This is a genomic window from Rhizobium sp. P32RR-XVIII (assembly GCF_012641395.1).
GTDB lineage: Bacteria > Pseudomonadota > Alphaproteobacteria > Rhizobiales > Rhizobiaceae > Rhizobium.
Genome location: NZ_JABAIH010000001.1, coordinates 384,156 through 402,460, shown reverse-complemented (window position 1 = coordinate 402,460; position 18,305 = coordinate 384,156). Strand labels below are relative to the sequence as shown.

The following is an 18,305-nucleotide window of genomic DNA, read 5'->3' as shown; positions in this document are numbered from 1 at the left end:
GTTTCCATCTGCTGCAGAATGGCATTTCGTCTGGCCAATGTCGAAATGCGGCCTCACAATTCGTCTTCATGTAAATTGCTTTCAGGAGAGATCGAATGAACGTGACGGACGACGAACTCGTTAGCTTCGAGGCGCACGGTGCGGCGCCGTTGCCGGTGGCTGACCGCGACGGCTTCGTCGAAAACGATGGTGCCCGGATCTGGCATGCCGCCTATGGCTCCGGCCCGGCTGTCATCTTGCTGCATGGCGGGCTCGGCAATGCCGGAAACTGGGGCTATCAGCTTCCAGCGCTCGTGAATTCCGGGCGGCAGGTGATCCTTATCGACAGCCGGGGGCACGGGCGCAGCACCCGCGACGAACGGCCGTTCAGCTATGAGCGGATGGCATCGGACGTCCTCGCCGTCATGGATCACCTGAAGCTTCAAAAGGCGGCGCTCGTCGGCTGGAGCGATGGCGCCTGCACGGCCTTGATCCTCGCCGACAAGCATCCGGAGCGCGTCTCCGGCGTCTTCTTCTTCGCCTGCAACATGGATCCGAGCGGAACCCTCGAGTTCAAGCCGACACCGGTTATCGATCGTTGCTTCAGCCGGCACCGTAAGGATTATCAGGCGCTTTCCGCAACACCTGCCGGGTTCGACGCCTTTGTCGCCGATGTAACGAAGATGATGCAGAGCGAACCGAACTATACCGCGGAGCAGCTCCAAGGCATCAGGGCGCCGGTTGCAATTGTGCTAGGAGAAAAGGATGAATTCATCCGCCGAGAGCATGCGGATTATCTGGCGCGGAACATCCCCGACGCCGAGCTCATTCTCATGGCCGGCGTCAGCCACTTCGCACCGCTGCAGCGACCCGAGCTGTTCAACCGTGAAGTGCTCGGGTTTCTTGATAGACTCGGTTGAGCTTCAGAGACCGATTTCTCGCGCCCATGGCGGGTTTGCGCCAGCACGGGAGACGGTGACAGCCGCCGCCTTGGCGCCGAGAGACAGCGCATTATGGAGCGCTTTCTCGTCGAGCGAGGCGACTTGGGCTTTGGTCAGCAGATTGTCCCTCTTCAGCGAAGCGAGAATGCCTGCATCGAAGGTATCGCCTGCACCGACCGTATCGACCACCGTGACGCGCTGGCTCGGAACCGCAACCTTGCGGTCCTTGGTGTAGCCCTCAGCGCCTTCCGCGCCTTTGGTGATAACGACGAGCTTGGCACCCTGCTTCAGCCAGAAGGCCGCCAGATCGTCATGGCTGCCTTCGAGGCCGAACCATGCGAGATCTTCGTCGGAGAATTTCAGAATGTCGGATTTAGCCGCCATGCGTTTGATGCGCGCCATGTGGGCTTCCTTGTTCTTGATGAAGCCGGGACGAATGTTCGGGTCGAGCGAAATGACACGCTTTTCCGCCTCCCGGTTAAGCAGCGCCTCATAGGTTTCGCCGCTGGGGCTCGGGATCAAGCTGATGGCACCGAAGTGCAGCGCTTCGCAGTCATCGCCAAGCGACGGCAGGTCATCCGTCGTGATCATGCGGCCCGCCGTGCCTTCGTCATAGAAGGCATAGGTGGCCTGACCGTTGACGAGCTTGACGAAGGCGATCGTCGAAGGGCGCGGCGTGATGGCGCAGAGGCTGTAATCGACATTGCTCGCCTTCAGCGTGTCGAGCAGGATTTCGCCCATCATGTCGTCGGCAATGCCGGTGAAGAAGGCCGTCGGCACGCCCAGACGGCCGAGCGCGATCGCCGTGTTGAAGATTGCGCCGCCGGCATAAGGCGCAAAGCCTTGCTCGCCGAGCGTCGTTTCCCGCGGCAGCATGTCAATCAACGCTTCGCCACAGCACAAAATCATTCCGACCTCCCAGGCATTTGCGAATTTGGATGTTCAAATCGATTAAATAACTTCATGGCAAAAGCAAAGCGGCACTTCGCCTATTCTGCCCCTAAAGCGACGAGATGCCGCCGTGGCGTGCGGACCAGGCGAGCGGAGCGTCCAGGAAGGCCTCGACTTCGCTAAGCGTTTTCTCGTCGAAGAGCTTCTGCGCTTTCGCAACGGCAAGAACATCGCGCCAGGTAGCGATGTAGTGCAGCTTCACCTTGCCATCGGCAAAACGCAGCGCCCCTTCATCGAAAATGCCGTAGTAGAAGAGCGCGATGCCGTGTTCCACCACGCCACCGGCAGCCCGGACCGCATCGATGAACTTGAACATGCTGCCGCCGGCGGTCGTCAGGTCCTCGATGACGAGGACACGCGAGCCCTCCGGCATGTTGCCTTCAATCTGCGCGTTGCGGCCGTGGCCCTTCGGCTGTTTGCGGACATAGATCATCGGCAGGCTGAGGCGATCGGCAAGCAATGCGGCAAAGGGAATGCCCGCCGTTTCGCCACCGGCCACGCAATCGAACTGCTCGAAGCCGGCCTCGCGCAACACAATGCTGGAGGCAAAATCCATCACAGTCGAGCGGACACGCGGAAAGGAGAGCAGCTTGCGGCAATCGATATAGACCGGGCTCGCCATGCCGGAGGCGAACTTGTACGGCTGGGCGGCGTTGAAGTGCACGGCCTTGATCTCCCAGAGCATCTTCGCCACGAGTTCCGCCATCACGGCGCGGTCGGTGAATGTCGTCTGGATCATCGCTCTCTCCTTTGCTCAAATCTATGGGGCCATAGCAGCAAGCACGGCAAGATTCCAGAACGGCGAACGCCTTGGCGCGAAGAATGCAGGCAAAATCGGCCTCTCCGCGCAGTGTTGTGGCATCTGCCAACCGGAATGGCTCTGTGGCAGGAGATGTCGCCTTCTTTCAGCTTGCACGGCCGCGCGACGGGCATATCGTTGTGGCATGGAACATATCGAAATCTTCCAACGGCTCGGTGTGGCGCTTGCGATCGGTCTGCTCGTCGGCGTCGAGCGCGGCTGGCAAGAGCGCGACATACGCGCGGGCGGGAGAACCGCGGGTATCCGTACATTCGGGCTCACCGGCTTTCTCGGCGGAATAGCCGGAACGCTTCATTCCATGACCGGCCCCTTCCTGCCCGCGACGATCGCGCTGTTGCTCGGCCTCGCCTATATCGCAGGTAAGTGGCAGGAAACACAGGAAGATGAGGACTACAGCATAACCTCTGTCGTGGCCGCACTCGTGGTTTTCGGGCTAGGTGCCCTTGCCGCTCTCGGTGATATCGTCACCGCGGCAGCTGGCGGCGTTGCAACAGCGGTAGTCCTTGCTGCACGCCAGAAGCTGCACGGCTTTCTCAGAGGCTTGACATGGCGGGAGTTGCGCTCGGCGCTGATGCTGCTCGCCATGACGGTGATTGCGCTGCCGCTCCTGCCGGACAGGGCACTCGACCCTTGGGGTGCGCTCAATCCTTTCTCTCTCTGGGTGCTGACGATCACCATCGCGGCCCTTTCCTTTGCCGGTTACATCGCCATCAAGGCGACAGGCACGAGCCGAGGGATTCTATTGGCAGGCGCGGCGGGAGGGCTGGTTTCCTCCACCGCGCTGACGCTCTCGTTTGCCCGGTATTCAAAGGAAGCACCTGAGGGCTCGACCCATCTTGCGGCCGGAGCGGCGATCGCAGGCGCCTTGTCCTTTGCCCGCGTTTTGATTATCGGCGCCGCCTTGTCCTTCGACTTGCTTGCCCCGCTTGCGTCCGCTCTGATCCCGGCGATCATCGGCCTTCTGGTTGCAGGTCTCTATTGTGTCTGGCGCTCCGGCTCCGGAACCGAGGTGCCGGAAATAAAGCTGAAGAACCCCTTTGAGTTGCGGGCTGTTCTCTCCTTCGCGGCGCTGCTCGGATTGATCAGCCTGGTATCGAAGATGACCATCGACTACCTCGGCCCGTCCGCGCTTTTCGCCGTCGCTGCAATTTCCGGTCTTGTTGATGTGGACGCAATCACGCTCTCAACGGCGCGGTTGGCGGGCTCCGCTATCAACGTCAAAACTGCCGCAGACGTCATCCTGATTGCGGTGGCCGTCAACACCGCGACGAAGGCGATTCTGGCCTCCACCGCCGGCGCGCGGCAATACGGTATCGCTTTGGGGCTGGCGTCGACCGTCGCAGTTGCCATGGGCGCTGTGGCCTATTTCGCGTTCCGCAGCTTTATCGGCGACTAACACGAGCCGCTATCGAGGAGGCCGCCGATATCGGCCGGCAGCATCTTCTTGTAGAGCGCCATCGCGGCCCGTCCTTCCTCCTCGCTGACCGAGATCGAATAGCGCACGGCCGCCGCCAGCAGATGCATCGTCAGCCGCGCAACCGAGAGCAATTCGTGCGCTTCGCGCTTCGGCCAGAGCTTCGCCAGAACCGTGAACAGTCTCTGTGCGTGGAATTCCATGTCCTCGGCGTCGACCCGCTGCAACAGCTTGTCGGCCTGCGTTGCATGCCAGATGTCGCGCATGACAGGCTCGCGGCGGAAAAAATCGTAGTACTGATCGACAATGTTGCAGAGCGCCTGCTGCAGCGTTTCGGGGCTCGTCACCTTGGCCAATTCCTGCTCGACGCAGTGTCTGCCCTGCTCGTTGAAGCGCTCGGCGAGGGTTCGGATGATGGAGCTCTTGTCCGGGAAATACTGGTACAGCGCCCCGAAGGAAAGTCCGGCCTTTTCGACGATTTCGCTCATCTTCAAGGCATCGCTGCCCTTCGTTTCGATCAAGCCGATCGCCACCAAGAGTATCTTCTCGAAACGGTCACGCCCCCGTTGCTGACGCGGAATCCGTCTCGGCTGGCCAGTCGGCTCCTGCTGTCTCTTGCGCTTGACCGCCGCCGGCTCCGGCATTCGCTGCTCTCCAATTTTCGATTGACTCTTAAAATAAGAGAGTTTATCTCATTACGCAAATGAGAGAGTTTCTCTCTTTTTAGGAGGAGGATTCGACATGCAGAATGCGGAAATCATCCTTGTCGGCGGATCGGGCAAAACCGGCGGCCGCGTAGCGCCACGCCTCGAAAATCTCGGCCTCAAGTATCGCCTCGCCTCGCGGTCCAGCGCCCGCCCCTTCGATTGGGGAAATAGGACGACCTGGCCCGCGGCACTCGCGGGGGGCACCAGCGCATACGTCGCCTTTCAGCCCGATCTCGCCGTCGCGTGGGCGGCCGACGCTATCGGCGCACTGGCCAAGACAGCCGCAGAATGCGGGCTACGGCACATCGTGCTACTGTCCGGCCGCGGTGAGGAAGGCGCCGAGCGTAGCGAGGAGGCCCTCAAGGCCTCGGGCATCGACTACACGATCCTGCGAGCCTCCTGGTTCTTCCAGAACTTCAGCGAAGGCGCGTTTGCGGAATCAATTGCTGCGGGAGAACTCGCGCTGCCGGCGGGCGAGGTAAAGGAACCCTTCATCGATGCCAACGACATTGCCGACGCTGCCGTTGCTGCACTGACCGATCCGCGCCATCGCGGCAAAACCTATGAGCTGACTGGACCTCGCGCGTTCACTTTCAGCGAGGCGGTTGCCGAAATTGCCGCAGCGTCCGGCAGGCTGATCCGCTACCGGCAGATAGCGATGGCCGAATTTAAAGCCGTTCTTTCCTCGGGCGGGATGCCGGAAGAAGCAATTGATCTTCTGGAAGAGCTCTTCAGTCAGGTGCTCGACGGCCGCAATTCGCGCGTCATGCACGGCGTGACGGAAATCCTCGGGCGGCCCCCGAAAGACTTCGGCCAATATGTCCGCGAGGCCGCGGCGACCGGCGTCTGGAGGGCATGAACATGGCAACGATCCTCATGCTCGCACTTGCGGCGGCGGCGATCGGCAGCGGTCTTGTTGCCGGTATCTTCTTCGCCTTTTCGACCTTCATCATGGTGGCCTTCGCCCGCATTCCGCCGGAGCAGGGAATCGCGGCGATGAATTCGATCAACGTCACCATCGTGCGCTCGCCGTTCATGGTGCTGTTCGTTCCGACCGCGATCCTGTGCCTGCTGATCGGCGTCCTGGCGCTCATCGATTGGCGTGGAAGCGCCAGCGTCTGGATGCTGGCTGGTGCGACGCTCTATGTCGTTGCATGCTTCCTCTCGACCATCATTTTCAACGTGCCGATGAACGATGCGCTGGCGAAACTCAGCGGCAGCGGGGCAGAAACGGTAAGCCTCTGGAATAACTATCTGAAGGACTGGACGCGGTGGAACCATGTTCGCACCACCGCATCGCTCCTTGCCGCAATCGCGTTCGTCCGGGCCTTGATGATCCCGTGATTGATGGGGCGCCGGACGGTGCTGCCCTCCCGCCACTCTCTAGCGGCAAGCGGCCCGTGACCGCACCGCTAGCGTTCAACCTCCCAATGCAGCGGGAACATGGGGTCGAACACGGTCACCAGTCCAGCACCCGTTTCGACCTTTGCCGGAAACGCCACGGGTTTTTCACGCCTCACGAGCGTGATGCGCTCTTCGTTCGGCTGAAGGCCATACCAGGCGGGGCCGTTCAGCGAGACAAAGGCTTCGAGCTTTTCGAGCGCGTTTTCCTGTTCGAAGACATGCGCAAGGCAGCTCATAGTGTTAACCGACGTGTAGATGCCGGCACAGCCGCAGGCGCATTCCTTCAGCGGATCGACATGCGGCGCCGAGTCCGTGCCGAGGAAGAACCGCTGGTCGCCACTGACCGCTGCCGCACGCAACGCCAGCCGATGGTTTTCGCGCTTGGCGACCGGCAGGCAGTAATAATGCGGGCGAATGCCGCCGACGAGGATGGCATTGCGGTTGATGATCAGGTGATGTGTGGTGATGGAGCCTGCGAGGTTGGCCTTCGACGACTTGATGTAATTGATGCCGTCGGCCGTCGTGACATGCTCCATCGTGACCTTCAGCTCCGGCAGGCGCTTGCGCAAAGGGTCCAGCACGGTCTCGATGAACACCGCTTCGCGATCGAAGATGTCGACCTCGGGCGTCGTGACTTCGCCATGCACGCAGAGCGGCAGACCGATCTTCGCCATGCGCTCCAACACCGGCATCGCCTTTTCTAGGTCGCGCACGCCGCCATGTGAATTGGTGGTGGCACCTGCCGGATAGAGTTTCACCGCCGTTATCAGGCCGCTTTTGTAGCCTTCCTCCACATCGTCAGCGCTTGTGTGCTCCGTGAGATAGAGTGTCATCAGCGGCTCGAAGCGATCGCCCTTCGGCAAGGCTTTCATGATCCGCTCGCGATAGGCTGCCGCGTCCGCCGTCGTCACGACCGGCGGCACGAGGTTCGGCATGATGATGGCGCGAGCGAAATCGCGGCTGGTATCGCCGATCACCCCTTCCAGCACCGCGCCGTCACGTAGGTGGAGGTGCCAGTCATCTGGACGGCGAATGGTGATCGATTGCATGCTGCGGCTCCGGCGGCTGGCCTATAGGTTCAGCCCCGGCATTATCACCCCTGTGCGGGCAATGGCAACATTTCGCCTCGGATTTTCAGACCGGCGGACCGTACTGGTTCGGGCCGGGCGTTCCTGGGCGGATATACCAGATGAGCAGGATGATCCAGCCGATCAGCGGGACGAGACCGACCAGAATCCACCAGCCGGAGCGGTCTATGTCGTGCAGTCGGCGGACAGCGACGGCAAGGCTGGGAAGCAGCACGCCGAGGCCATAGATTGCACCGAGGATCTCGTGGCCGAACAACAGATTGTCGATGAATGCAACGACCAAAGACGCGATCACATTGAAGAGCGCAAACAGCCAGAATTCCGGGCGCCCGGCCCGGCCGCTGAAGACGGCGTATTTTGAGAAGACTGACGATACGGCTTCCGTGAAGTTCATGTCCGGCTCCCTCTGGCCCACAGAACCTCCGCTGCAAAGCAGAAGTTGTATTCGGGTGAGGATGCACCGATTCTCCAGGCTCCGCAAGGCGAGCACGCCAGGCGCAATCACACAGGATCAGGCAATCTCGAGCGTGATATCGGCGGGACGGCGGTTGGCGAGGATCAGCCTGCCGTTCGGCAGGTCGTTGCCATAGACCTTGGCGCTCGCTTGCTCTTCCGTCAGCTTGTAGCCGCGCCAGCGCGCCCAGAGGCGCTCTTCCAGGACCTCGATCGGCGGGGCGAGCATGACGGTGTAGTCGAAGATGCCCTCGAGCTCCGCCCACTTACCGAGGCTGAGCAGCAGATAGTTACCCTCGACGATGATGAAGCGATGCTCCGGCGAGACGACGCGCGCAGAGGCGATCGCAAGTTCGCGCGAGCGGTCGAAGACCGGCACGAGAACCTCCTGATCCGCAGGCCTGACGGCACGTATGATATCCAGGAAGCCGCGAACATCGAAGGTTTCCGGGATGCCCTTGCGGGCGAGCAAGCCGCGCTCGATGAGGATCGCATTGTCCATGTGAAAGCCGTCCATGGGGAGCACTTCCGCGCTCTCGCTCCTCGCTTTCAGCGCCTCGGCCAGACCTTCGGCCATGGTGGATTTGCCGGCACCCGGCGGGCCGGCGATGGCGATCAGGAACCGCCTTGCATCGCCGGCGCGTCTGATGACCTCGCCGGCGATATTTTCGACCTCTTCGCTCATGCGGCGACCGTTTCCGACGGAGGTGTCTTGGCGCCGGTCATGAAGGCGACGGCGTCGGACATTGTGTATTCCTTCGGATTGATAACCGTCAGGCGCCGACCGAGGCGGTGGATGTGGATGCGGTCGGCCACTTCGAAGACATGCGGCATGTTGTGGGAGATGAGCACGATCGGCAGTCCGCGGGCCCGAACATCGAGGATCAGTTCCAGAACCCGCCGGCTTTCCTTGACGCCGAGAGCAGCCGTCGGTTCGTCCATGATGACCATCTTCGAGCCGAAGGCAGCCGCACGAGCCACTGCCACGCCCTGGCGCTGGCCACCCGAGAGCGTCTCCACCGCCTGGTTGATGTTCTGGATGGTCATCAGGCCGAGTTCGTTAAGCTTGGCACGGGCCATCTTTTCCATCGCCTTGTGATCGAGCTTGCGCAGATATTGGCCCATGAAGCCCGGCTTGCGGATTTCGCGGCCGAGGAACATGTTGTCGGCAATCGAGAGTGCCGGCGACAGTGCCAGGTTCTGGTAGACCGTCTCGATGCCAGCCTTGCGGGCGTCGATCGGCGAGCGGAAGTGCACCGGCTGCCCTTCGAGGCGGATTTCGCCTTCGTCCGGACGTACAGCTCCGGAGATCGCCTTGATCAGCGAGGATTTGCCGGCGCCGTTGTCGCCGATGACGGCAAGGATTTCGCCCGGATAGAGATCGAAGTCGGCATGGTCGAGAGCCGTGACCCGGCCATAGCGCTTGACGAGGCCGCGCGTGGTGAGAATGGGTTCCTGAGCCATCAGCCTGCTACCTTTCTGATCCACTGGTCAATCGCGACGGCAGCAATGATGAGCACGCCGATCAAGAGATAAGTCCATTGCACGTCCGTCCCAAGCAGGCGCAGACCGAGCGAGAAGACGCCCACGATCAGCGCACCGAACAACATGCCCAAGACCGAACCGCGTCCGCCGAAGAGCGAGATACCGCCGATCACCACTGCCGTAATGGATTCGATATTGGCGAACTGGCCTGCCGTCGGAGAGACGGAGCCGAGACGGCCGATCAGGGCCCAGCCGGCGAGCGCACAGATCACGCCCGAAAGTACGTAGACGGAAATCAGCATGCGCTTGACGTTAACACCGGCAAGCTGCGCCGCTTCCGGATCATCGCCTACGGCATAAACATGGCGCCCCCAGGCTGTATGATTGAGGACGTACCACAGGAGGGCAACGAGCAGCACCAAGGCGACGACGCCATAGGTGAAGACCGCACCGCCGACACGGAACGTGTTGCCGAAGAACTGCAGCATCGGCGCATTCGTCTCGATGTCCTGCGCCCGAATGGTCTCGTTCGCGGAATAGAGGAAGTTGGTCGCCAGCACGATCTGCCACATGCCGAGCGTGACGATGAATGGCGGAAGCTTCATGCGCGCAACGAGCAGCCCGTTGATATAGCCACAGAGCGCGCCCAGAGCGAAACCGCAGAGAATGGCAATAGTCGGCGGAAAGCCATAGCGGAAGACGAACTGCCCCATGACGACGGAAGAGAGGACCATGATAGCGCCAACCGACAGATCGATGCCGGCGGTCATGATGACCAGCGTCTGGGCCGCGCCGACGATGCCGGTAATCGCGACCTGCTGCAGGATCAGCGTCAAGGCAAAGGCAGAGAAAAACTTGGTCCCGAGCAGGACCCCGAAGACGATCAGCGACAGTACCAGCACGATCAGCGACACTGTCGAAGGACTGGAATGCAGGAAATGCTGGAACTTCTGAAGGGCTGTCCGCTCATGCGTGTCGAATGAGGCGACCTCGGTCGAACTGTCCCTGAGAACTTTTTCGTAGTCGTGATGCGGTGCGGCTGTAGTAGGCTCGCTCATGGATATTCCTCCCGCCTGAGCCCCATTTCCGGGGGCGCATCGCTGCCCGGCTTGCAGGGTCCGGTATTTTAGCGATTTCGATTAAGCTGCACCCAATTCGGCGTGCTGTCAAAGATGAGTCGGGCAGCGGGGGCAAGCGCGCCCCCGCCTTCGCATCGGCTGCGGCTTCCTAGCCCCAGCACTTGTCCATGCCGGCCTTGGTGTCGATCGATTCGACACCCGATGCGGGCTTGTCGGTCACCAGCGAGACGCCGGTATCGAAGAAATTCTTTCCTTCGGTCGGCTTAGGCTTTTCGCCGCTGTCGGCGAACTTCTTGATGGCTTCCATGCCGAGCGCCGCCATCTGCAACGGATACTGTTGAGAGGTTGCACCGATGACGCCTTCCGTGACGTTCTTGACGCCCGGGCAGCCACCATCAACGGAGACGATCAGGACGTCCTTGTCGCGTCCGACGGCCTTCAGGGACTGGAACGCACCGGCAGCGGCCGGCTCGTTGATCGTATAGACGACATTGATGGTCGGATCCTTCTGGAGAAGGTTCTCCATCGCGGTGCGTCCACCTTCCTCGTTACCGTTGGTGACGTCGTGGCCGACGATGCGCGAGTCGTCTTCGTCGCCGATCTTGTTGGGATCCTTCGTATCCATGCCAAAGCCCGTCATGAAGCCCTGGTCACGGAGGACGCCGACCGTCGGCTGTGCCGGGGTCAGGTCGAGGAAGGCAACCTTCGCGTCTTTGGCGGCATCGCCGAGCGTTGCGGCGGCCCACTGGCCGATCAACTTTCCAGCAAGGAAGTTGTCAGTGGCGAAGGTGGAATCAGCCGCATCGATCGGATCGAGAGGCGTATCCAGCGCGATCACCAGAATTCCCGCATCACGCGCCTTTTTCACCACGGGAACGATGCCCTTGGTATCGGAGGCGGTCAGCAGAATACCTTTTGCCCCGTCTGCTATGCAGGTTTCGATGGCCGCCACCTGGGTTTCACTGTCGCCGTCGATCTTGCCTGCGTAGGACTTCAGCGTCATGCCAAGCTCTTTGGCCTTGGCAGTCGCACCTTCCTTCATCTTCACGAAAAAGGGATTGGTGTCGGTTTTGGTGATCAGGCAGGCGGAAACATCTGCCGCCATCGCCGGAGCGGAAAAGGCGACGCCGAGCGCGAGCGCGCCGAAAGCAAGAACTGATTTCTTCATGAATTCCTCCCACAGATTAGCCGGAACGCCCGCATGGCAGAACCGGAATATGAAGCACGGGACGACCCTGCGGATTGTCTCCCCCAAAAGGCCGTCCCTACCGTTGACGATCGCAATTAAGAGCGAAAAGAAATTCGCTTGTCAATAAATAAATCTGATTGAATTATTAATTCCCTATGGCATGCTGATAAAAAATGAGGCATAGGCCAATGAACGGGAGGAGTGGCCAATGTCGTCCTTGGACGGTCCGGTGCAAGCACCGGCTCCACCACCAATTCTGAACCCCGCCGGAGGCGCGAACCAGATCAGGGTCCGCGCCTATAACGAGCGGCTTGTCCTTTCGTTGGTACGCCTCTACGGCTCCCTTTCGAAAGCCGATATCGCACGCCGCAGCGGTCTTTCCGCCCAGACCGTTTCCGTCATCATGCGGGAATTGGAGAAGGAGGGCCTGCTTTCAAGAGGCGAACCCGTGCGTGGCCGCGTCGGGCAACCGTCGATCCCGATGCTTCTCAATCCGGACGCCGTCTATTCCTTCGGGGTCAAGATGGGTCGCCGCAGCGCCGATCTGGTGTTGATGGATTTCGTCGGACGCATCCGCATGCAACTGCACCGGACCTATGCCTATCCATTGCCCGGCGAAATACTTGATTTTATCATCGCCGGCATTGGGGAACTCGAATGCAGGCTTGACGACAAGCAGCGAAGCCGTGTCGCTGGACTGGGCATTGCGGCTCCTTTCGAGCTTTGGAACTGGGCTGACGAGGTCGGTGCCCCGGAGGGCGCGATGGAGGTCTGGCGCGGGTTCGACCTGCAGGCGGAAGTTGCGGCCCGCGTCTCGCATCCGGTCTATCTGCAAAACGACGCGACCAGCGCCTGCGGGGCGGAGCTCGTTTTCGGCGTCGGCCCGTCCTATCCAGATTTCGTCTATCTTTTCATCGGCTCCTTCATCGGCGGCGGCATCGTTCTCAACTCGGCAATCTTCTCCGGCCGCACGGGCACCGCAGGCGCGATTGGCCCTCTCCCGGTCCGCGGCAAGAATGGTGAAAACCGTCAGCTTCTCGATATCGCCTCGATCTTCGTGCTTGAAAACATGCTGCGCGAGAAGGGCATCGACCCTCAGCCGCTCTGGTATTCCGCCAACGACTGGGTGGATTTCGGCGAACCGATGGAAACCTGGATCCAGGATACGGCGAAAGCGCTGGCGCAGGCGATCGTCGCTGCAGCCTCGATCATCGATTTCAGCGCAGCCGTCATCGACGGCGGCTTCCCCGGCTGGGTGCGCAAGCGTATCGTGCATGCGACCATCCAGGAAGCGGCGAAGCTTGACCTGCAGGGCGTCGTCATGCCGGAGATTATCGAAGGCGCGGTCGGGGCCCAGGCACGCGCCATCGGCGGAGCTAGCCTGCCGATTTTCGCCCGCTATCTGACCGATCAGAATGTACTCTTCAAGGAGATCGAGAATGCTGAAGGGGCTTGATCCTCTCTTAAGTCCGCAATTGCTTGCGACGCTACGGGAGATGGGCCACGGCGACGAAATCGCCATCGTCGACGGCAATTATCCGGGTGTCGAGCATGCGCGCCGGCTGATCCGCCTCGACGGTCACGGTATCGTGCCTGTACTCGACGCCGTTCTCAGCGTCCTGCCGATCGACGACTTCGTGGCGGAAGCGATCTTCCGCTCGACGGTGAAATCCGAGCGCGACAAGCTCGACCCCGTCCACGAGGAGATGATCGACTGCTGCGCCAAGCACGAGCCGCATCGCCAAGTGACGCCACTCGTCGGCCAGGATTTCTACAATCGCGTACGCGCCGCCCACGCCGTTATCCAGACGAGCGAGCCGCGTCTCTACGCCAACATCATCCTGCGCAAGGGCGTCATCTATCCGAAAGCCCCCGGCGAGGACGTCAAGACGACGGCGGAGCCTTTCGACTACTAGAGCGGTTCAGCTTTTCACGGAATCACGGAACCGCTCTATCTCTTTGTTTTCACACAATTCCGGACGAAAAAACCGCTGCGCACTTTTCCTGAAATTGCTCTAACGCTCAAATCTCGCCCGCCTGCGGTCCCCAGACATCCGTCAGCGCAAAACCGCCAGGATGCGGATCGAAGGGGTCGAGCGCCACCTGCGACAGGCCGAAGGTGAAGCCGCGGCCGGTGATCGTCGGAATGATCGCAGGGCGGCCCGCGACTTCGGTGACCGCCTGCAAGCCGACTTCGAATTCCGAGCCGATGATCGAACGCGACTTGAAGACGTCGCCGACCTTGGCGGTGCCGCGGGCATAACGCGTGGCGAGGTTGGCGGAATTGCCGGTGCCGCAGGGCGAGCGGTCGGCCCGGCCGGGCCACATGGTCGTGCAGGTGCGTACCGTGCCGTCGGCTTCGAGGTCGCGGAACATCACATAGGCAACGCCCGAGATGGCCGGGATTTCCGGGTGCACGACCGGGACTGCACGGTTGATGAGGTCTTTCAGGATCATGCCGGCCTGGACAAGGGCCGCAGCATTGGCCTTCTCGATCGTCAGGTTGATCTGGCCGACATCGACAAGCGCATAGAAGATGCCGCCATAGCATATATCGACCTTGATCGTGCCCCAATGCGGCGTCTCGACCGACACGTCGAGTTCATGCACGAAGGAGGGCACCATGGTGAGCTTCACCTTCTCACAGCGTCCGTCGCGGCAGGTCGCGACAGCCTTGACGAGGCCGGCCGCTGTTTCCAGCGTGACGACGGTTTCCGGCTCCTGCATTTCGACGATACCGGATTCGAGCAGCGCTGTGGTAACGCAGATCGAGTTCGAACCGGAACTCGCATGCGCCTGATCCGGTTGCAGGATGATGAAGGCAGCGTCCGCATCGGGATGCTTCGGCGGCAGCAGCAGGTTGACGGAGCCGATCGGGGCGCCGCGCGGCTCCAGGCAGAGGAAGCGGCGAAGCTCCTGCCCCTTCGGATCGCTGTTCAACCAGGCAAGCTGCGCGGCGACGGTCTCGCCAGGGATCTTCGGCACGCCGCCGATCGCGACCTTGCCGATTTCGCCTTCCGCATGGACATCCAGAAGCTGGATCGTGCGCTTCCATCTCATCGTTCAAACTCCAAAATCAAACGTGGCGCGTGATGCCGCCATCGACGCGGATATTCTGGCCAGTGATGTAGCCGGCCCCGTCAGAGAGCAGGAAGGCCGCAGTCTTGGCGATTTCTTCCATGTGGCCGATGCGCTTCATCGGGATCTTCTCGGCAGTTTCCGGCTTGTGGTTGAGGCTGTCGATATAGCCGGGAAGGATGCAGTTCATGCGGATGTTGTCAGCCGCATAGCGATCCGAATAGAGCTTCGCAAACGCGCCCGCCGCTGCGCGGTAGGTGCAGGAAATAGGGAATATCAGCGACGGCTCGTAGGCGGCGAAGGTCGTGATGTTGACGAAGGCGCCCTTGCCTTGCTTCAGCATCACCGGTGTCACGAGCCGCGCCATGCGCACCAACGAAAGCACCATCATGTCGGACCCGAGCGTCCAGTTCTCGTCGGTGATGTCGAGGAGGTCGCCCTTGGGCGGATGGCCGGTGTGGTTCACCACCGCATCGATGCGGCCATAGGTCCCCATCGTCAGGTCGAAGATCGCCTGAATGTCCTCTGCCTTTTCCGCGACGCCGCGGGAGGCGACGCCGCCGAGCTCCGCTGCCAGCTTTTCGCAGCTCTCGGAGGGCGACATCAGCGCCAGGCGGTAGCCTTGCGCGGCGAGCTCGCGGGCGATTGCCTCGCCCATGCCCCGGCCGCCACCGGTAATCAGCGCTACGGGTTTCGCATTATCCGGCATCGGTTTCCTCCTAGTATCGATCAATGCGGAAAGGGGTCATGCCGACCGCAGGTTCGGCCCCTGTCACCATATCGGCGATCAACCGCGCTGTCGTTGCCGAAAGCGTCAGGCCGAGATGGCCGTGGCCGGTCGCATACCAGACGCCAGGCATCTTCGATGAAGGCGAGATAATCGGAATCGTGTCCGGCAGCGCGGGGCGGTGGCCCATCCACTCGGTCGCTTCTTCAATTTTCAAACCCGGCAGCGCGCGTTGTGCATGACGCACCAGCACTCGCGCCCGGCGGAAATCCGGTGGTGCTGCAAGACCCGCGAGTTCAACATTGCCGCCGACGCGAATGCCTCCTGCCGTCGGCGTTACCATGAAGGCGCGATGCGGCCAGATGACCGCATAGCGCATGGAGATGCCGGGCTTCATGACCTGCGTATGATAGCCGCGCTCAGTCTCGAGCGGGATCGGCTCGCCGAGCCTTTCGGCAAGCACGCGCGTGTGCACCCCGGCTGCCAGGACGACCGAATTCACCTCGATGGCCCTGCCATCCTCGAGCAACACGAGTGCAGCCCCACCCGGCTTGCGTTCGATATTGCGCACCGCGCCGGAGACGAAGCGCGCGCCTGCCGCCTGGGCGGCATCCGCCAATTTGACAACCAATTGGTACGGATCGCGGATGGATTTGTTGTCCGGCAAAAGCACGGCCTTTGCGATCGACGGCGAAAGTTCCGGCTCGTAGTGCCGGATCGCGCCGCCGTTCAGCACCTCGAAATCGAAGCCGTAGCGCTGCATCATCTCGATATGGCCGCGATCGGCGGCAAATTCGGCCTCGGTCTCATAGATCGCGAGGCAGCCCTCCTCCGTCATGAGCTCCGGCGCGCCGATCGCAGAAAGCATGGCGCGGAAATCGCCAAGTGCCTGGCGGGTCAGGCTCATGCCTGCATCTTCGATCTCGCGAAGGCGGGATGGACGTCCGGCCGCAATGAAGCGCAGGAACCAAGGCAGCATTTTCGGCGCGTAGGATGGACGCAGCCAGACCGGCCCCTCGGGGTCCATCAGCCAGCCTGGAATTCTCTTCCACGTCGCCGGGCCGGAGCCCGCGGCGAAGTCAAGCGCAATACTGGCCATGTTGCCGTAGGAGGTGCCGCGGCCGGGCTCGCCTTTATCGATCAATGTCACCTGGAAGCCGCGCCGCTGCAGTTCGAAAGCGATCGAAGCGCCGATCACGCCCGCACCGACAACGGCCACGGTCGGCCTGATTTCATTGCTCATGTCATCATCCATCAGAGGCAACGGCTTCGGGCCGCTGTGATATATCAGAACTGCACGAATGCCTATGGGAAATTTATTGCGTCGGCAAGCCGGCGCCGACCGTATCTCCGACCGAGCCCGCGGTATTTTCCATGGACTGACCGAGGCGTTTCAGCTGGGCATTGTAGTTACGGCGCGTGCGCGGATCAAAAATCGCAATCGGCGTGCTGACAGCGACGCTCGTCGCACTTCCGACGGTTTGGGCCGCGCCGATCGCGACAGCGCCAACCGCTTCCCCGAGGCCTACCCGCGAATCGGTAATCGTCTGGCCGGCAATCAGCCGGTCGCCGATCAGTTTCACGACCTCCGGGCTTTCAGCGAATTTGCCATGGTTCAGCCTGTCGCCGCCCTTGAGCTTGGTGAGATCCAGGACAGTGATACCCGCCGCCTCGAGCTTGCTGCGATAAGGCTCCACGGAAGGATCGATCTGGCCAAGGCGATCGACATTGCCGGAAATGCGGCGTGACAGCGCAAGAGCCCGGTCGTCCTGCGAAACGAAGATGGTGAAGTGGGGCCGCTCCTTGCCAAGGCTGGCGAACTGGCGGCCGAAGACGTCGACGTCGAGATCAGGCGAGGCAAGGATGACGTTGTTGATCTTGCTTGCAACATGCCCGTCGCGGATCGCCATCTGGCGCAGCGCCTCGACCGTCAACCAGGTGCCCATCGAATGGGCCATGATGGTGATATCGCCGACCGCAGGATCTTGGGCAGCGCGGTGGAGCAGCTCTTCCAGCGCGTCGCGGGAGTAGTTCGTGCTTTCCTTGTCGTAATTATAGTCGAAGATGCTGCCGCGCGAAGGCCAGGTGAAGACGACCGGGGCGACGTCCGCGTGCGAATCGTGAACGATCTGCGCGAAGCGGTAGACCGAATCTTCGTAGAGATTGTTGAAGCCATGGACGAAGATCAGCACGCGGCGGCTCTTCGGCATATGGTTCTTCAGCCAGACCTCGCCGGGCTTTTCACCTTCCAACGGGTCGACCGACACGGTGACAAAATCGCGAAGCGGATCTGCCGGCAGGCGCTTCGGCCATTGCACCTGACCGACCTTGCGGTTGGCATCCGGCGGGATAGAGACCTCCACCGCGTTCAACATCAGACCAGTACCGCGCTCGCCGGAAAAGAGAACGGCCGGATCCTTGTCCGGTGCGCGGGTGGTTGCGACGAGAAGATCGACTTCGGAGGTGCCGGGCTGCGCTGATCCGACCGGCGTCATCACCCCGATATGCCGCCCACCGCAGGCTGACAACAAGAAGGCGGCGAGCGTTACGCTCACAAGCGTCTTCCGCATGGCCGCCAATCCGTCAAACATCCCTACCTCAAACATCAGCGCCTGACCGGACGCTGGATGGCGGGCTAATAAGCAGCGGACGCAGTGGGAGTCAAATAAGGCAGCCGCCCAGACAATAGCCTCGCGGGTTCAAACTGACGTTGGAGGCTGAAATAGAAAAGAGCCCGGCGCGGGAGGAGGTGCACCGGGCTCTTGATCCTGACTGGTAACTGGGAGGAGGAGTGTTACCAGTCGAAGTAAGGAGCGCTGGGAGGAGGAGTGCGCTGCTTACGAAGCTATGAATACCCAATTAATTTCATCGGGAATAGAGACATTACCGCAACGCAGCAATGCATTTCTCGCATGGCTTAATGGAGCAGTATTGCAAAGCCGCCTCATTTTGCAGCAATTTTGGATCAGGGGTTAAATCATTGCGCAAAA

The 18,305-nt window shown here is 61.2% G+C and carries 19 protein-coding genes; 6 read left to right on the top strand and 13 right to left on the bottom strand.

What is annotated here, in order from left to right:
- Positions 1-95 precede the first annotated feature (95 nt).
- The gene (locus HGP14_RS02050) at positions 96-899 is read left to right on the top strand and encodes an alpha/beta fold hydrolase (RefSeq protein ID WP_168828182.1); all 804 of its coding nucleotides are present in this window, start codon (positions 96-98) and stop codon (positions 897-899) included.
- 3 nt (positions 900-902) lie between these two features.
- Here HGP14_RS02050 and HGP14_RS02045 read toward each other — a convergent pair whose 3' ends face one another.
- Both HGP14_RS02045 and HGP14_RS02040 read right to left on the bottom strand, forming a co-directional pair.
- Positions 903-1,829 carry a carbohydrate kinase family protein gene (locus HGP14_RS02045; RefSeq protein WP_168828181.1) on the bottom strand — a complete coding sequence of 309 codons (927 nt, stop codon included), beginning with the start codon at positions 1,827-1,829 and terminating at the stop codon, positions 903-905.
- A 91-nt stretch (positions 1,830-1,920) separates the two neighbouring features.
- Positions 1,921-2,610, bottom strand: coding sequence for an orotate phosphoribosyltransferase (locus HGP14_RS02040; RefSeq protein WP_168828180.1), 690 nt, complete (start codon positions 2,608-2,610; stop codon positions 1,921-1,923).
- 205 nt (positions 2,611-2,815) lie between these two features.
- On the opposite strand from HGP14_RS02040, the gene HGP14_RS02035 reads away from it, so the two are divergent.
- On the top strand, positions 2,816-4,087 hold the full coding sequence (locus HGP14_RS02035; protein ID WP_168828179.1) for an MgtC/SapB family protein: 1,272 nt from the start codon (positions 2,816-2,818) through the stop codon (positions 4,085-4,087).
- Here the strand turns inward: HGP14_RS02035 and HGP14_RS02030 are convergent.
- Positions 4,084-4,749, bottom strand: a complete 666-nt coding sequence (locus tag HGP14_RS02030; RefSeq protein ID WP_168828178.1) for a TetR/AcrR family transcriptional regulator — start codon at positions 4,747-4,749, stop codon at positions 4,084-4,086. The genes HGP14_RS02035 and HGP14_RS02030 overlap by 4 nt on opposite strands.
- Positions 4,750-4,846: 97 nt before the next feature.
- On the opposite strand from HGP14_RS02030, the gene HGP14_RS02025 reads away from it, so the two are divergent.
- Together HGP14_RS02025 and HGP14_RS02020 are read left to right on the top strand one after the other, a co-directional pair.
- A complete protein-coding gene (locus HGP14_RS02025) occupies positions 4,847-5,671 on the top strand; it encodes an NmrA family NAD(P)-binding protein (RefSeq protein ID WP_168828177.1) in 825 nt (274 codons plus the stop codon).
- Between the two features lie 2 nt (positions 5,672-5,673).
- Positions 5,674-6,156, top strand: coding sequence for a DUF1772 domain-containing protein (locus tag HGP14_RS02020; RefSeq protein ID WP_168828176.1), 483 nt, complete (start codon positions 5,674-5,676; stop codon positions 6,154-6,156).
- Positions 6,157-6,224: 68 nt separating this feature from the next.
- Here HGP14_RS02020 and pyrC read toward each other — a convergent pair whose 3' ends face one another.
- From pyrC to HGP14_RS01990, 6 genes are all read right to left on the bottom strand, one after another.
- Positions 6,225-7,265, bottom strand: a complete 1,041-nt coding sequence (gene pyrC / locus HGP14_RS02015; protein ID WP_168828175.1) for a dihydroorotase — start codon at positions 7,263-7,265, stop codon at positions 6,225-6,227.
- An 85-nt stretch (positions 7,266-7,350) separates the two neighbouring features.
- The gene (locus HGP14_RS02010) at positions 7,351-7,698 is read right to left on the bottom strand and encodes a DUF805 domain-containing protein (protein WP_168828174.1); all 348 of its coding nucleotides are present in this window, start codon (positions 7,696-7,698) and stop codon (positions 7,351-7,353) included.
- A gap of 117 nt (positions 7,699-7,815) precedes the next feature.
- A complete protein-coding gene (locus HGP14_RS02005) occupies positions 7,816-8,442 on the bottom strand; it encodes a nucleoside triphosphate hydrolase (RefSeq protein WP_168828173.1) in 627 nt (208 codons plus the stop codon).
- Positions 8,439-9,221: an ATP-binding cassette domain-containing protein gene (locus HGP14_RS02000; protein ID WP_168828172.1), complete on the bottom strand. Its 783-nt coding sequence runs from the start codon at positions 9,219-9,221 to the stop codon at positions 8,439-8,441. Before HGP14_RS02000 ends, HGP14_RS02005 begins: the two co-directional genes overlap by 4 nt.
- On the bottom strand, positions 9,221-10,300 hold the full coding sequence (locus tag HGP14_RS01995) for an ABC transporter permease (RefSeq protein WP_168828171.1): 1,080 nt from the start codon (positions 10,298-10,300) through the stop codon (positions 9,221-9,223). The genes HGP14_RS02000 and HGP14_RS01995 overlap by 1 nt, the downstream gene beginning before the upstream one ends.
- Before the next feature lie 169 nt (positions 10,301-10,469).
- Positions 10,470-11,489 carry a sugar ABC transporter substrate-binding protein gene (locus HGP14_RS01990; RefSeq protein ID WP_168828170.1) on the bottom strand — a complete coding sequence of 340 codons (1,020 nt, stop codon included), beginning with the start codon at positions 11,487-11,489 and terminating at the stop codon, positions 10,470-10,472.
- A 229-nt stretch (positions 11,490-11,718) separates the two neighbouring features.
- Here HGP14_RS01990 and HGP14_RS01985 point away from each other — a divergent pair, with 229 nt between their 5' ends.
- Entirely contained in the window at positions 11,719-12,966 is a 1,248-nt protein-coding gene (locus HGP14_RS01985; RefSeq protein WP_168828169.1) for an ROK family transcriptional regulator, read from the top strand.
- The gene (locus HGP14_RS01980) at positions 12,950-13,426 is read left to right on the top strand and encodes an RbsD/FucU family protein (protein WP_168828168.1); all 477 of its coding nucleotides are present in this window, start codon (positions 12,950-12,952) and stop codon (positions 13,424-13,426) included. The genes HGP14_RS01985 and HGP14_RS01980 overlap by 17 nt, the downstream gene beginning before the upstream one ends.
- Before the next feature lie 106 nt (positions 13,427-13,532).
- Here HGP14_RS01980 and HGP14_RS01975 read toward each other — a convergent pair whose 3' ends face one another.
- The 4 genes from HGP14_RS01975 to HGP14_RS01960 all read right to left on the bottom strand — a co-directional run bounded on the left by HGP14_RS01975 (position 13,533) and on the right by HGP14_RS01960 (position 17,885).
- A complete protein-coding gene (locus tag HGP14_RS01975) occupies positions 13,533-14,570 on the bottom strand; it encodes a 4-hydroxyproline epimerase (protein WP_168828167.1) in 1,038 nt (345 codons plus the stop codon).
- 16 nt (positions 14,571-14,586) lie between these two features.
- The gene (locus HGP14_RS01970) at positions 14,587-15,297 is read right to left on the bottom strand and encodes an SDR family oxidoreductase (RefSeq protein WP_168828166.1); all 711 of its coding nucleotides are present in this window, start codon (positions 15,295-15,297) and stop codon (positions 14,587-14,589) included.
- Positions 15,298-15,307: 10 nt separating this feature from the next.
- Positions 15,308-16,558 (bottom strand): FAD-binding oxidoreductase, encoded by a 1,251-nt coding sequence (locus tag HGP14_RS01965; RefSeq protein ID WP_168828165.1) that lies wholly within the window; start codon positions 16,556-16,558, stop codon positions 15,308-15,310.
- Between the two features lie 73 nt (positions 16,559-16,631).
- Entirely contained in the window at positions 16,632-17,885 is a 1,254-nt protein-coding gene (locus HGP14_RS01960) for an alpha/beta hydrolase (RefSeq protein ID WP_205926995.1), read from the bottom strand.
- Between the last annotated feature and the right edge of the window lie 420 nt (positions 17,886-18,305).